Here is a 14592-nt window from a genome sequence, read left to right as displayed (position 1 = left end):
GTAGCGGTACGTGCGTGACGAGGGTTCAGTCGCAGTCGCGGCAGCGGCTGCTCGCGCCGTCGAACATGGCTGCGGGGTGTACGACGAAGCAGGCCGTGCACTGGCGCTCGGGCACCTTGCGGTCACAGCCACAGCGACCGCAGTCGGGACACAGGGCGGACTCGCAACGAGCGCAGGCGCGGGCATAGGAGGTGAAGTCCTCACCGCAGTGCGCGCAGGTGTAGGCAGCGGGCTCGGGGCCGTTGCCCCGGACGGAGGGCGCGAAGGTCTTCCAGGGGGCGAGGTCGGTGACGGCGACGGCGAGGAGATAGCCGTCCATTGCCGCGGTTTGCAGGTACAGCTCCTCGCCAAGGATGCCGTCACGGTAGGTGAGTCGGCCACGTCCCTCGGCGCGGCCGCGACCGGACAGGGCGGTGCGGAGGACCGGGACGTGGCTCTGGTCGCTGCCGCGGCGCAGCGGGGGCAGGCCGTGGGAGGCCACGAAGGCGAGGTTGCCGTCGTGGTCGAGGAGCAGGATGTGGCCGGGGGCGGGGAGGCGTTCGCTGGCTTTGACGCAGGTCGCCATTCGGGAGGCGTTGCTGGCTCGCCACAGTGCGATAGCGGCGTCGGCGGTGGGCCCGGCGGCGGTGATGTGCTGATCGGCGAGTGTGTCAGGCAGGAGGATGTCGGCGGCGAAGGCATCGCAGGCCGCGTCTTCCAGAGCGGTGCCCCCGTCGAGCTGGGCGAGCAGGACGTCCATCAGCTCCACCATGGTCTGCTGGAGGTGGTGGCCCAGTTCGTGGAGGGCGGTGAAGTCGCGGCGGGCCAGGCTGGCGGAGCTGGCGATGGCAAGGACGGCAGGGGTGCCGGTGAAATAGGCGCCGGAGACGCTGCAGCCGCCGCCGGAACGATCGTCGGGTACGTCCCGGACTTCGAGGCCTAGCCACTGACGCAGTTCGTCCAGGGCGCCGGCGCCCAGCCGCTGGGCGGTGCCGGGGTGGTCGCGCTGCAAGACGGTGAGCATGGCCTTGGCCTGGGTACGAGCCGCGGCGCGGCGCAGATATGTCATCGCTCGCCCTCTTGGCCGAGGTGGACGTCGAAGTAGCGGTCTACGCGGGCGGGCCAGTCCGCCTCTGCGGGGCGTTCCTGCCGCGCTGCCAGGGTGAGGGTGGCGAAGAGTGCCTGTTGGCGGGCGTCGTGTTCGGCAGTTCCGGTGAGTTGGGCCAGCCGACGGATCTGTACGCGCCGTGCGGGGCGGCTCAGTTCGTGCACCACGCGTTCGGGCAGAGGCGGATTGGCGGCCAGGATCTTGTCTGCAGCCATGCCCAGGGCCGGTGCGAGGAGTCGGGCTTCGTCTGGGGTGAGCGGCGTCTGCGCGCGCAGGAGGGCGAGAGCGCGGGGCGGTTGGATGCTCAGACATTGGATCAGTTCGGCGGGACCGAGGCCATGCTGCTTGAGCAGAGCGGCCAGGTCGCCCCTGCCCTGAGGCGCCCAGCGTGCCGCAGCGAGCAGGTCCATGGTGTCGGCCAGGGCGGCCCGGAACTCGGCGGCCTGTGCTGTGGGACTGGGGATGGGGCTGCCATAGCGGTACCCGGTGTCGGCCGGGGGGGTGCCGTCGGCACCGAGGGGGATGGACAGCTTGCTGACCTGCCGGTCCAGGATGCACCAGGGAAGGCGGCTGCCCAGACCGCACCACAGGGCGAGGGGCTGCGCCAGGGTGGAGGCCTCGGCGGACAGCAGCAACGTGTCGGAGTCGTGGAAGCGGGTCTCCAAGGAGACCGGAAGGGCGTGGACGGTGGTCTCATCGACTGCGGTGACGGCCACGATTTCGACGACGTGGTCCCAGACGGCGCGCCAGATCTGTCCCGGGCGGGGATCGCCGGGCGGGGCTGCCGCCGCCGCACGGACGGCATCGGGGACTTTGAGTTGGGCGACTGCAACTCGCAGCCGCTCGTACGCGCTGCTCGATGCCTGGTTCATCGGGCACCCCCATTCCTCGCGGCAGTCTCTTCCCACTATGGACAAACGACGTCACTCGCCGGACGTCAGGGTGGATCGCCGCCACGGCGCACCAGCACCGCGGCCACATCGCGAGGATCGCTTCCGTCGCCGGTCAGCGCCAGCCTGAGTTTCTCGCGCAGCGCTTCCATGATCGCGTGCGTCTGATGGCGTCCGATCCCCAGCAGGGAGGCTACTTCGGCCGGATCGTCGCCGAGATGGGGCAGCAGCATCCGCTCCTGCGGGGACATCTCCTGCCAGATCTCCCCGGCCACAGCTTCGGCTGCCACCGGGTCGGTGTCCTGTGCCTGGTCGGCGGCGGGGTCGATCAGGGCGCCGTCGTCCACATACAGGTTGGTGAATCGGGGCGGCGAGAGCAGATCGAAGCGGGCTTCGAGGGTCTTGGCCAGGTCCTCTTCCCGGACCGCTCCCCCGGCCGCCTCGAGTACCGCCGTCAGTACCGTCATCAGGGCGTGCACCGTTTGCCGTGGGGTGGGTCCGGAGTGATTCCAGGCGGTGATCCACACCCCCCGCACCTCCCAGGCGGCCCGGACGAGTTCGTCGAGATCCCCCTGCCAGACGGCGCCGGCCGGATGGGAGGCCAGGGCCCAGCGGGGCGAAGCACTGGGCACTGCACGGAACTGATCGTCCTTGGCAAGGCGTGTGGCGAATCGGCGCCGCAGCTTTCCCCGCTCGGTGCTCTTCGCCTCGTCGATCAGGAAGTACTTGATCGAGGTGAAGAACATCTTCTCCAGGGAGGTGTCGTCGACCGCTCGCAGGAAGCAGTTCAAGATGAACTGCCCTCCCTCGCCTTCCCGAGTGATCATGCGGTGCAGGAGTTCGTCGACCGCGTCGTTCTCCCACCGGTTGTATCCCTCTGGCGGCGGAAATCCCTGGGCGCGGGCCACCTGACGGCCCACGCGCCGCAGCAACTCGAATCCTTTGTCACCGAGTTGGCCATACCGCGCCAGTTCCTCGTACGCCCCGCCCGCCATCCGTCACCCCGGCATCACCTCGCGGACGGCTCTGTCCGCACAGGCTTCTTGCTATACACCCCTCTCCACCCGCAGCGGACACGCCACGCCCATCGGACCCGCGAGGCGATCACTCGCCCTCGGCAGACAGGGCACTCTGTTCACTTGCGCCTCAAGGGTGTCAAGCCATGGGAAGGCCGACCAGAAATGGACGTGCGCGCACCCCCTGCTACTGCCGCTTGTCCGGATGGCCGCTTGGGTCCACGCGCAGATGGCGCATGAGCTGTTCGAAGGTCCTCCAGCCCCCGGCTGAGGTGCCGTCGTCGAGAGAGTAGAAGAAGCCTGGTCGTCCGGCGGTTCCGAGCGGCTGGGGCGTGCCGGGGATGGGTGGGCGGCGGGCGTGGACGACGCCGACTTCCTGGACCGCGTCGGAGCCGAGGGCGAAGGCGAGGGGGCTCGGGAAGGCTTCGAAGCGGGCGGGGATGCTGAGGTCCCGGCGGGCGGCGCGGCGCTGGATCAGGACGGACTGGGCGTTGTGCTCGCTGGTGAGTTCGGCTGCCAGGTTGGGGAGGGCGTCGACGGGGACGGGTTCGTCAGGTGCATAGCCGAGGGCGAGGGTGATGTCCTCTTCGACGCCGGTGGTGGTGCGGGCGATGCGGGTGGTGGCGATGGCGGGGCGGTCGTGGGTTCCGACGGCGACGATCCAGGTGCCGTTGGGGACGCGTCGGCGGGCGAGTTCGGTGATTTCGGAGCGGGACCAGGGCTGGTTGGCAGGTTCGGCGGTGCCCCAGCCGGTCGGCGGGTGGCCGGTGAGGTTTTGCCAGAGGGCTTCGAGTGCGCCGCCGAGGAGGAGGTGCTCGTCGGCGGGATGCTGGGTGCGCAGGGAGATGACGAGCTGGGTTTCCCCGCTGGAGGCCTGCTTGGTGAAGGCGGGGGCGACCGGTGTGTTGGTGCCGTCCGGGGCGTCGATGGGGACGAAGGCGCCGCCGTGCCAGTGGAGTACGGCGCCGGACAGGCCGTCGTAGTAGCCGCTTGTGTCGTCGCGGACGACCCAGCGGGAGGGAAGCCCGGAGAGCAAGGTGCGGGTCGGGAGGCTGAGGCGGGCGTGTGCGGGGGTGACGATCTGGAGGCCTCGGTCGCCGGCCAGGCAGGCGCGGAGGGCGTCGGAGAGCCAGGCGGTCATGGGGATGACGGGACGGTCCTGGATGACGACGGCGACGCGGTCGGTGAGGACGTCGACGGCGGGTTGGGCGGCAGCGGGGCTGGGAGCCTCGATGCCCTTCGGGGGTTCCGGTTGGCGTTGGCACGGGGACGGTTGCGGTCTTGGGCCAGACGGTGCCGTCGAGGTGGCGGGCGAGGTGGCTGGCGAAGACCGCGGCGAGGGTTTCGGCTTGGGGGACGGCGGTGGAGGCGCGGGCTTCGGTCCACCAGATGGGGGTGGGGACGTACGCGGTTTCCGGGCCGAGGAGGCGGGCGGTCTCGCCGGGGACTTGGAGGAGGAGCGGGGCTTCTACGGAGAGCAGGGGGCGGCCGGCGTTGTCGCAGAGCTGGAGGACGGCTCCGTCGGCGATGGACTGCAGCCGCAGGTCGGGGCCTGCAGCGAGCAGGGCGGCGACGATGGCGCGGGCGTCGGGCATGCGCTGGGTGAGGGCGATGACGTCCTGGGTCACTGGTTGGCTTCCGGCTCCGGGGCGAGGGCGGTCTGGATGAGGCGGACGGGCTCGCCGCGACGGATGAGGGTGCCGCGGCCGGCGGGTTGGGCGGTGGCGTGGACGCCGGGGAAGAGCTGGCCTTCGGAGCGGTCGCCGGTCATGACCAGGCCGGTGGTGCCGCTTTCGCGCAGGGTCATCAGGAACGGTTCGTACAGGGCGCGTGAGGCGCCGGCGACGCGGCGGGTGACGATGAAGTGCAGGCCGATGTCGGGGGCGGAGGGTATGTACGGCAGGAACGGGGCGAGCGGTTGCTGGCCAGCCGTGGTGAGGACGTCGTAGTCGTCGATGAGGATGACGACGCGGGGTTTGGTGGTGCCGGGGTTCTCGGTGAGGTCGTCGGGAATGCGCTTTTCGAGTTCGGCGGCGACGCCGGTGGCCAGGGCGGCGCAGATGCGGGCGTTGGGGGCGTAGCCGCCGCGATAGGCCTCGGGGACGAGGTCGCGCAGGCCGCGGCGCGGGTCCATGATCGCGAAGACGAGTTCGTCGTCGGCGTACCGGTCGACGAGGCCATGGGCGATGAGGCGGAGCAGATTGGTCTTGCCGCACTCGTCGTCGCCGAGGATGAGCAGGTGCTGGTCGTGCTCGAAGAGGTCCAGGAGGACGGGGGCGAGCGCGGTCTGATCGACGCCGATCGGCACCTTGTGCGGCTCGGCTGTGCGCGTGGGCAGAGAGCTGCTGGCGAGCCTGTCGGGCAGCACGCGGACGGTCTGGGCGGTGCCGCCCGACCAGGCGGAGCGGATCGCGCGGACGGCCTGGTCGACGGCGGTGCCGAGTTCGGTGGCGGTGGCCAGGCCGTCGATGCGTGGGAGGGCGGCCTGGGCGGTGAGCTTGCTATCGGTGAGGACGCGGCCGGGAGTGCCGACGGGGAGGGCTTCGGCGAGTTTGCGGTCGATGCTGCTGTCGCTGGGGTCGTTGAGCCGCAGTTCCATGCGGGTGCCGAAGGTGGACTGGGTGGCGATGCGGACATCGTTCCAGCGCAGCATGCCGGCGACGACGTGGATGCCGTAGCCGCCGCCGCGCTGCAGCAGGTCGGTGACGGCGTCGTCGATCTCGTCGAAGTCGTCGCGCAGGGCTCCGAAGCCGTCGATGAGCAGCACGATGTCGGTGGAGGCCAGTTCGGGCAGCTTGTCTGCGGCGCGCAGCGTACGGAGCTGGTTGACGGAGTCGATGCCGTGGATTCGGAAGAGTTCCTCCCGAGTAGCGAGCATGCCGCGCACTTCCTCCACCGTGCGGCGCACGCGCTCGCGGTCGGTGCGCGAGGCGATGCCGCCGACGTGCGGCAGCCCGGACAGGGCCTGCAGGCCGCCGCCGACCAGGTCGATGCCGTAGACGCCGACCTCGTGCGGGGTGTGGGTGAGTGCGAAGGACAGGGCGAGGGAGCGCAGGAGGGTGGTCTTGCCGGACTGCGGGCCGCCGATGACTGCCGCGTGCCCGCCGGCCGTGGTGAGGTCCAGGACCCACTGGCCCTGCCACTGCCGGGCCGGGTCGTCCAGGCGGCCGAGCGGCACCTTCATCGTGCCGGGCCGGATGGCCAGCTGCATGCCGCGCGCCGTGACCTCGACCGGCCCGGCCATGCCGTCCAGGGTGAGTGCCGCAGGCAGCGGGGGAAGCCAGATCCTCCGCACGGGATCGGCGGCGGTGCGCAACTGGTCAACCATGATGGCCAGTTCGGTGGGGCCGATGGTGCGCTTGGGCAGAACCGGCTCGGCGTCGCCGGCGCCCGGGTGGGGGGCGGCGAGGGTGTTGTACGCGGGGTAGGGCAGGGCGAGCGGGCCGGCGTCGTCGGTGTCGCGCTGGGCGGGGCCGCGGTACGGGCCGGAGACGTAGCCGGCCTTGAAGCGTTCGTACGTGGAGGTATCGACCTTGAGGTAGCCGAAGCCGGGCAGCGGCGGGAGGTGGAAGGCGTCGGCGCTGTCCAGGACCGTGCGCGATTCGTCGGGGGAGAAAGTGCGCAGGCCGAGCCGGTAGGAGAGGTAGGTGTCCAGGCCCTTGAGCTTGCCGCCCTCGATGCGCTGGCTGGACAGCAGCAGGTGCACGCCGATGGAGCGCCCGATCCGGCCGATGGAAAGGAACAGCTCGATGAAGTCGGGCTTGGCCGTGAGGAGTTCGCCGAACTCGTCGATGACGACCAGCAGGTGGGGCAGCGGCGGAAGGTCGGGGCGGGTGGTGGCGCGGGCGGCGGCGTAGGAGGAGATGTCGGCGACGTTCCCAGCGCTCTTCAACACCTGCTGGCGGCGCTGGATCTCGCCGGCGAGCGACGCGTGGGCGCGTTCGATGAGGCTGGGGTCGTTCTCCAGGTTGGTGATGAGCCCGGCCACGTGGGGAAGGTCCTCGAACGGGGCGAAGGTGGCGCCGCCCTTGTAGTCGACCAGCATCATCGCCAGGTCGTCCGGCGGGTGGGTGGTGGCCAGCGCCAGCACGAGGGTGCGCAGCAGCTCGCTCTTGCCGGAGCCGGTCGCGCCCACGCACAGCCCGTGCGGGCCCATGCCCAGCTCGGCGGATTCCTTCAGGTCCAGCAGCACCGGCTGCCGGGCATCGCTCAGCCCGATCGGCACGCGCAGGAAGGCGCGTTCGCCGCGCGGCGCCCACAGCCGACCAAGATCAAGGTTGGCCGGGTCGTCGATGCCCAGCAGCCCGGCGAAGTCCAGCGGCCCGGTCAGCGGCCCCTCGACGGCGGAGTCGGCCGACAGGCGCAGTGGCGCGAGCATCCGCGCCAGGCCCTCGGCCCCGGCGGGGGTGACGGCGTCCACCGTGCCGTGGGCGGTCAGCGGGGTCTCGCCGCGCAGGTCCTCCACGGTGACCTGGTCCCCGGTGACGGTGATCCGTACGGATACCTGGCCCGGCTCGGCGACCCGCTCGGCCACCAGGTGGAGCACGGTTACGCCCATGGCGTGCAGCGGCACCGCCTCATCGGGCCGCAGCAGCTCCTGGGCCATGTCGCCGTAGCCGTCGCTGACGACCAGCAGCCGCGGCGCCAGGGCCAGTGCGTCCTGGTCCGTGAGGCCCCGCCGCACCTCGGCGGCGTACGAGGCCCGCTGCCGCAGGTCATCGCCGAGCAGAGCGGCCAACTGCCGCAGATCCGGAGCGATCCGGCGAGCGTTGACCGGGCCGTCGTGCTGCTCGGGATCGAGCACATGCGGCAGCCACTTCAGCCACGCCCAGTCGTCCAACTGCTGCGCCGGGCAGGCCAGAGCCACGGCCGCATCGTCCGGCGCGTGGAACACCGCCGCATGCGACAGCAGCGCCCGCGCGACCCGCAGCACGTCCTCGCGGTCGCCGACGACGCTGACGTTGCCCACCCGGTCCAGCGGCACCGGAAGCGGCAGATCGCCGGCGGTGGCGAAGCGGTGCAGCAGCGCCTTCGCCTCGTTGAGCATGAAGGGATCCGGTGGGGTCAGCACACTGCTGCCGGGCTGCGCCAGGGTGAGCGTACGGACCGGCATCTCGCCGGTGCCGACCCGGACCTGCAGGAAGTCCGCGTCTGCGCGGCGCCGCTCCCACAGCCGCGACGGGTCGCGCACGATGTCGTACAGCGCCTCCGGCGGCGGCTGCAGCACCCGGGCCGCCTCGCGCCGGGCCTGCTCGTCGGCCGCCAACTCCTCGCGCAGTTGCTCCAGGTACTCCAGATACCGCTCGCGCTGAGCGCGCCGGGTACGCTGGGCCTTCCCGCGCTGCGACAGCAGCAGCCCCACGCTGCCCAGGACGGTCACCACCAGGACACACGCGCCGATCGCGGCGTACTGGCCGCTGCGCAGCACGGTCATCATCACCACCGAGCTCATCACCCCGGCCACTGGCAGCAGCGAGTGCGCCACGCCGCCGGCCTTGCCCTCGGGCAGGTTCGGCGGGGCCTCGACCGTGCGGGGCTCGGTGCCGACCAGATGGCGGGTGGTGCGGGCCGGACGGTGCATCAGCCGGATGGTCATGCGCTCCTCCAGGCTGATATGAACGGCGAATGGGGATGGACGGGGATATCAGCGGCGAGGTGCGGGCGTTGGTCGCCGACCTGCTGCCAGTGCTGGCGCCGCACGCGATGCTCGACACTGACAGCGGAATGCTGGTCCTGCCCGTCGGTACCGCGCACGCCGACATCTCGCTGGACGCGATCACTGCGGCCTGCGCCGGCCTGCCCCCGCACGCGTGGCCGCGGCAGGTGGAGGCGTGGCTCGCCGCAAAAACGGTGCAGGTGACCACCGCGCTGGCGGAGCGGCAACAGCTGGGGCCGGTCGAAGAACGCCTGCGCGTGCAGCTCACCCCGAAACTGCCGGAGATGGAGCGGCAGCGGTTGATGTGCACGCCGTACGGGGACCTGCTCGATGCCGTGATCCTGCTCGGCGGCGAACCCCTCACCCGCAAGCGCGCCGACCGGCTGGCGATCATCGACCCCGGCAGTCGCGCGCTCGCCAACACCCTGCGCCGCGAACTCCCGTCCTTCGCTGTCATCGACGACGGCCATGACGTCCATCAAGTTAGGAGCGTCGCCAAGCCGGGCAGCCGCTGCGTCACTAGCGCCCTGCTCGATCTCGTGCGCTTTCTGCCTGGCCCGTGCCCGCACGGCCTTCTGCTCGCCCTGCCCCGCTACAGCCAGGTTCTGCTCCACCCGGTACAGCCCGACAGCCTGCAGGGCGCGGCGGGCGCGATGGCCGAACACGTCCGCGGCACCTATCTGGAGGCGGACGATCCCTGCGACGACCGGCTGTACTGGTGGGCCGACGACAGCCTGCACGTCATCGGCTTCTCCCGGCTCACCGGCCGTCCCAAGCTGCCCCAGCCCCTGCGCAGGCTCATTTCGTAGCCGCCTCATCAGCCGCGTACAGCCCGGTTCAGCAGCTCCGCCGCGAGCCGCGCCGCGCTGTCCCGGGTGTCCTGCGCCAGCAGCGACATCCGGATCGCGCCGCCCGCCGCCAAGTGCCGGTCGTACGGAATCGCCACCACCCGCACGCCGTCTACCTGCAAGTACTTCGTGGCCGCGGCGACATCGATCGTGGCATGCGGGCTCGCCGCCACCAACGCGACGACGGTGCTGGGCAGCATCGGCCGCGGAATGGTAGCCATCCAGTCCAGCACCGTCCGAGTGGACACGACCCCTTCCACGGTGGCCGGAGCCACCAGCACCCGCGCCTGGGCACCCACCATCGCGCTGCGCGCCAACTCGCCCGGCAGAGACTCGCAATCAGCCACGGTGACCCCGAAGTACCGCCGCAGCGCCACCACCACCGTCTGGTACGCCTCCCAGCTGACGTGGGCGCCGATCTGCCCGCGGCTGCCGGGCAGCAGCCAGCCGCCCTCCGGCAGCCCGACCAGGTAGCCGACGACCTGATCGAAACGCATCGACGGCGCCAACACCCGGGCCAGGTCATCGATGGTCCACCGCAGCGACGGGGCACCGAGCCGGGCCGGCAGCGTGCCCAGCGTCGGATTGGCCTCGATCACCAGCACCGCGTCCGACCGGTAGTGCGCGTACGCGGACCCCAGCAGGGCGGCCACCGTCGTCTTGCCCGCACCGCCCCGGACACTGGTGACGACGATCTGCCGACCGGTCGTGATCGGCTGCTGCAACTCCCGGGCCACCCGGGTCGCCTGCTCCACATCGCTCGCAGCCGAGGACGCCACCAGCCGCAGCAGCGACCGGCCGGTCCGCCGCACCAGAGACTCGCCCCGCTGCGGTTTGCCCGTGGCGAGCGCAGCCGCGTCCGGGGCGAGCGTCGGCACGGGGGCCGGCGGTTGCAACGGCGCCACTCGTGGCTGGGGCTGGGGGCGCGCCGCCGCCGGCTGCGGCGCCGGAACGGGAACACGGTGGGCCGGCGGAGTGCTCGGTGTGCCGGGCATACGGCCTACGTCGCCGAGCACGGAGCGCTGCCAATCATCTTCGGGCACGTCATCTCCCTCTCAGAACGCGCCGAGTAGCCGTGCATACACGCCGAACACCCCAAGCGCCAGCGGGACCAGCGCGATCACCCCGAGCGCCTCGACCAGATCCATCGTCCGCCGCAACCGGACCCGCACGTGCTCCGGCGGCTCCACCGCCAGCACACCCAGCGGCAGCAACACCGCCGCCCCCAGCACCAGCACCGGCCACGCCGTCTCGCCCTGCCCTGCCTGCCCGGCTTCGGCGATCCAGACCACGACCAGCCGTACCAGCAGCACCACGGCTGCGGCCAGCAACACCACCACCTCGGCCACCAACGGGAAGGCCCGCGCCCGGGAGGCCAGCACCACGGCCAGCACCACCGCCAGTAGCACCGTCCACCACCCCGGCGCGGACACCGCCAGCCACCCGGCCCCGGCCGCCGACGCGGCCAGCACCACCGTCGCCACTGTCAGGCCCCGATGTGCCGCCGCCAGCGCCGTGGTCACCTCATATCGGCTCACCGATACCCCACCGGCACGCCGGTCATCCAGTCCAGTCAGGCCGGCCGCCGTCAGTGCGAACCGAGGCAGCACCCCGAGCGCGACCACCGACACCACCGCGAGCGCCGCACCGAGCCGGGACTCATCCACCGTGCCCTGCGCGCCGCCCAGCAGCGCCGCCGTGACCTCCCAGACGACACCGAACGCCACGACCACCGCCGCACCGATCAGGCCGCCCCGGCCCACCGGCGAGAACAGCCCGAGCAGCACCAATGTCACCGCCACGGCCCCGCCCGCACCGGCCCACAGCCCGGCGCCAGGCCACGCCTGAGCATCCGCCACCGTCCATGCGCCGAACACCCCGACCACGCCACCAGCGACGATCAACGCCGTCGCCAGCCCCCGATTGCCCAACCGCGCCGCGACGATGCCGCCAACCCCTGCCACCACGGCCGCCACCACCAGCCAGGCCGCCACCGCCTCCGGCCCCAGGCTGACCCGAGCCAGCACCGCAGCCACCACTGCCAGCCCCAGCGCGGCCGCACCCGCCGTCCACCGCCGTGCCGCCGGCCGCCACCGCCAGGCCCGCAGATCAAGGTCATCGGCCACCTCGTCGGTGACGTCATGCACGACGGGAGCCGACGGCGCGGCCTGCGTACGCAGCAGCCGCAGCACGGCGCCGTCCGCGATACCCGAGGAGGCCAACGTGCCGTCCTGCGGCAGAATCGTTCCGTCGGCAGTGACCAGATGCCGCAGCATCGGCGGTGAACCGACCTCGTCACCCAGCAGCGTCAGCACATCCGGGAGCAGCACACCGAACGGCTCGTCCGACGGCAGCACCACATCCACCCGCCGCCGCCGACCAATGAGAGTGATTCGGCTCAACTGCGCCGAACGCTTGACCCCCGAGCTCACCATTCCGCCGAACCTATCATCGGCCCGCGCTCGCCCCCGGGGACGGGGAAGAAGCCGGTACCACGCCCGACGACTGCCCGCTCATCAACCGGTGCGTCACGAACGACCACCCCACACACCCCGCACACAGCACCGCCGCCAGCGCGATCCCGGCGAACACTTTCCCAAGGTTCTCGTCTGTCGTCCGCCGCGCCCGCATCGAGCCGTGCAGCAGGGCGTCGCGCAGCCTGCGGCGGCGTACGGCCACCGACTCCAGCAGCTGGCTGTCAAAGTCTCGCGCCATCTCACTTACTCTTCAGACGTCTCGGGAAGCACCGAGCGTACCCGGCTGCTCAGTAGACCCACGGGCGCGCTTCCCCCGGGTGCACCTCGGCCGCGAAGTCGTCCGCGAGGGTGGCGATCGTCGCGCGCCCCTCGATCTGCACCAGCCATTGCTGGGGAAGCCGCACATCGCCGTGCAAGGCGCCGAGCAGATTGCCACACAAGGAGCCGGTGGAGTCGCTGTCCCCGGAATGATTCACCGACAGCAACAGCGCGGCCTCAATGGGCGTACGCGGCGGCCTCGGATCGCAGACCTCACCGCTCTGATCCATATAAAAGGTCTGGGGCCGCGTACGGGCCAGCGCCGAGTAGACAGCAATGGCCAAGGCCTCCTCCGCCACCCAGCCGGCTCCCAACGTCTCCAGCTTCTCCGGGACCGCCTCGTCGTCGGTCGCGAGATCGACAGCCTTGCGCAGGGCGGCGTATGTCTCCTCGTGGCCGGGATATCGGGCCAGCAGCTCCATCGCGCGAAGCACCGCATCCTGTAGTGATTCGCCCTCGATCAAGTGGCTGATCATTGCGGCGAATGCTCCCGCGGCGTAGTAGCCAGTGGGATGGCCATGCGTGATCTGGGCACAATGTGCCGCGAGTTCGAAGGAACGCTGGGCCCCCACTCCACCGAAGCCGAAGGGCGCCGACCGCATCACCGTGCCGCATCCCTTCGACCCGCCGTTCACCGGGCCCGGCGTACCGTCCAGCTTGCCGAAGCCGTCGGGAATGTACGTCGCCTGCAGGCCGGACAGGCACGCATTGCCCGGAGCCCGCCGTGCGTACAGCCACGGCTCCTGGCGCAACCACCCGTGTCGGTGCCGCACGCCCTCGGCAGGCGGCGGCGCAGGGTGGTTCTGGGTGTCCAGCCAGCGCAGGTACGCCTCCCGTACCAGGGCTGTCTCCGCGCCGCCAATGCCCTTCGCCGCAGCCCGTGCATAGCCACGCAGATACCCCTCGGCTGTGAACAGCGTCATCTGCGTATCATCCGTAACCGTGCCGACCGCGCCGTCTCCGTCGGGTACGAGCCCGGTGATGCCGGCCTCGCCGTACTTGGCCCGAATCCCGCCAAGCGACAAAAACTCCACCGGATTACCCAGCGCGTCCCCGATCGCGCCGCCCAGCAAACAGCCCCGCACCCGTGCTCGGTAGGCCGTCAGCTCTCCCCAAGACAAGTGCCGCATTTCTGCTCCCCCTTCGCCGCTGATCAACGCATCAGTTCATCGTCCGTCGTCCGCCGCGCCCGTGTTGACCCGGGCAGCAGTGCGTCCCGCAGTCGTCGGCGCCGTACGGCCACCGACTGCAACAGTTGACTGTCAGGATCCTGCACCACTATGGGTTGATAGAATTCGCTGACAGCCTCTTCGCTGAGTCTGGGCCTTCAAGCCTTGTCGCGCAGGTCCGCTACGGGGACTCGGACACTTGTTGCGCTGCCTGGATTCAGCTTCATTGAAATATCGGCTGGCAGTTGCTGAATCAGGTCTCGGAACGCCACGCGCCGCAGTTGCGGCACAGCTGCCGGGGCATGCTCTGGACTGGTGAAAACGGGCAAGAATGCGCCTTGGTTGTCCGTGTTTGGCACGACTCCCGATTGGTCGTCGGGGAGCAGGTACACCGTCGCCTGGGTCAAACTCTTCAACAGATCGGCGTCAGAGGCATATCCGGTGGCGGCAAGCTGAAGTACTGCCTCTGTCGGATCGCTGGGTTCAGGGAGCCCGAGACTGCGTGGTGAGGGACGATAATTTGGATTGTGCTGAAATTCATCGGTCAGCCGACCGTTGTCGTCGACCTTCCATGCCCCCACGATCCCGTAAGGGGGAACCGAACCAGCCGGGTCGAAATGGGCATCGATGGCATAGACCCACCCCCCTGGCCGTGTAGCAGCCTCAGCTAGGAGAGCGTCGGTCACCGGCGGTACTGGCGACCGGGATTCAGTCATTCAGCTGCCCTCGTCGTTCCTTGATCCATGTCAGTTGGTCATCGACGTACACCAGTCTGCCGTAGTCATCAGCGGGTACGTCATCGAAGATGTCTACGGTAACGGGCCTGCCGGCGAGCGGCCATCGGTAAGCCCGGCGGCCGCCACCCATCTCCCGGGCCATGCGGCTGGGGTAGACATTTTGAGAGGCACCTTCAACGGCAGGCCGCAGCCCCTCGCCCTCCAGGTCCGCGCGAACCTGGGCCAAGGCATCGAAAAGGTTCCAGGCGACATGCTCGGACGAGCTTGAACCGTGGGTGATGCGCACAGTGTAGTCATCCCCGGAAAGCAGACAGACTAGCTGGCCAGCGATGACCGTGTTGTCTCCGACGAGGAAGATCGGCTTGCTGTAGAGAGTCTCAGGGGTGTCGGACAC

Annotated in this window: 12 protein-coding genes; 1 reads left to right on the top strand and 11 read right to left on the bottom strand. The window is 70.4% G+C overall.

Annotated elements, in window-relative coordinates:
• Nucleotides 1-25 precede the first annotated feature (25 nt).
• The 5 genes from RWE79_RS26845 to eccCa form a co-directional block, all read right to left on the bottom strand.
• Nucleotides 26-1048 (bottom strand): ImmA/IrrE family metallo-endopeptidase, encoded by a 1023-nt coding sequence (locus tag RWE79_RS26845; protein WP_475942632.1) that lies wholly within the window; start codon nucleotides 1046-1048, stop codon nucleotides 26-28.
• Nucleotides 1045-1959, bottom strand: coding sequence for a hypothetical protein (locus RWE79_RS26840; RefSeq protein ID WP_475942631.1), 915 nt, complete (start codon nucleotides 1957-1959; stop codon nucleotides 1045-1047). The genes RWE79_RS26845 and RWE79_RS26840 overlap by 4 nt, the downstream gene beginning before the upstream one ends.
• Before the next feature lie 65 nt (nucleotides 1960-2024).
• Nucleotides 2025-2972: a hypothetical protein gene (locus RWE79_RS26835; protein ID WP_475942630.1), complete on the bottom strand. Its 948-nt coding sequence runs from the start codon at nucleotides 2970-2972 to the stop codon at nucleotides 2025-2027.
• 208 nt (nucleotides 2973-3180) lie between these two features.
• Nucleotides 3181-4140 (bottom strand): DUF6177 family protein, encoded by a 960-nt coding sequence (locus RWE79_RS26830; protein WP_475946123.1) that lies wholly within the window; start codon nucleotides 4138-4140, stop codon nucleotides 3181-3183.
• Between the two features lie 477 nt (nucleotides 4141-4617).
• Nucleotides 4618-8589 (bottom strand): type VII secretion protein EccCa, encoded by a 3972-nt coding sequence (gene eccCa / locus RWE79_RS26825; RefSeq protein ID WP_475942629.1) that lies wholly within the window; start codon nucleotides 8587-8589, stop codon nucleotides 4618-4620.
• Nucleotides 8590-8618: 29 nt separating this feature from the next.
• On the opposite strand from eccCa, the gene RWE79_RS26820 reads away from it, so the two are divergent.
• A complete protein-coding gene (locus tag RWE79_RS26820; RefSeq protein WP_475942628.1) occupies nucleotides 8619-9458 on the top strand; it encodes a hypothetical protein in 840 nt (279 codons plus the stop codon).
• Nucleotides 9459-9466: 8 nt separating this feature from the next.
• On the opposite strand, the gene RWE79_RS26815 is transcribed toward RWE79_RS26820, so the two are convergent.
• The 6 genes from RWE79_RS26815 to RWE79_RS26790 all read right to left on the bottom strand — a co-directional run bounded on the left by RWE79_RS26815 (nucleotide 9467) and on the right by RWE79_RS26790 (nucleotide 14592).
• Nucleotides 9467-10375 (bottom strand): CpaE/TadZ family protein, encoded by a 909-nt coding sequence (locus tag RWE79_RS26815; RefSeq protein ID WP_475942627.1) that lies wholly within the window; start codon nucleotides 10373-10375, stop codon nucleotides 9467-9469.
• Nucleotides 10376-10552: 177 nt separating this feature from the next.
• Nucleotides 10553-11932 carry a type VII secretion integral membrane protein EccD gene (gene eccD, locus RWE79_RS26810; RefSeq protein WP_475942626.1) on the bottom strand — a complete coding sequence of 460 codons (1380 nt, stop codon included), beginning with the start codon at nucleotides 11930-11932 and terminating at the stop codon, nucleotides 10553-10555.
• A gap of 13 nt (nucleotides 11933-11945) precedes the next feature.
• Nucleotides 11946-12212 (bottom strand): hypothetical protein, encoded by a 267-nt coding sequence (locus RWE79_RS26805; protein ID WP_475942625.1) that lies wholly within the window; start codon nucleotides 12210-12212, stop codon nucleotides 11946-11948.
• Nucleotides 12213-12261: 49 nt separating this feature from the next.
• Nucleotides 12262-13422: an ADP-ribosylglycohydrolase family protein gene (locus RWE79_RS26800; RefSeq protein ID WP_475946121.1), complete on the bottom strand. Its 1161-nt coding sequence runs from the start codon at nucleotides 13420-13422 to the stop codon at nucleotides 12262-12264.
• Between the two features lie 197 nt (nucleotides 13423-13619).
• Complete coding sequence (locus RWE79_RS26795; RefSeq protein WP_475942624.1) at nucleotides 13620-14147, bottom strand: type VII secretion system-associated protein; 528 nt, start codon at nucleotides 14145-14147, stop codon at nucleotides 13620-13622.
• 22 nt (nucleotides 14148-14169) lie between these two features.
• Nucleotides 14170-14592, bottom strand: coding sequence for a hypothetical protein (locus RWE79_RS26790; protein ID WP_475942623.1), 423 nt, complete (start codon nucleotides 14590-14592; stop codon nucleotides 14170-14172).

Source organism: Streptomyces sp. RLA131 (assembly GCF_056270125.1).
This window is presented reverse-complemented; position numbering and strand designations above follow the sequence as displayed.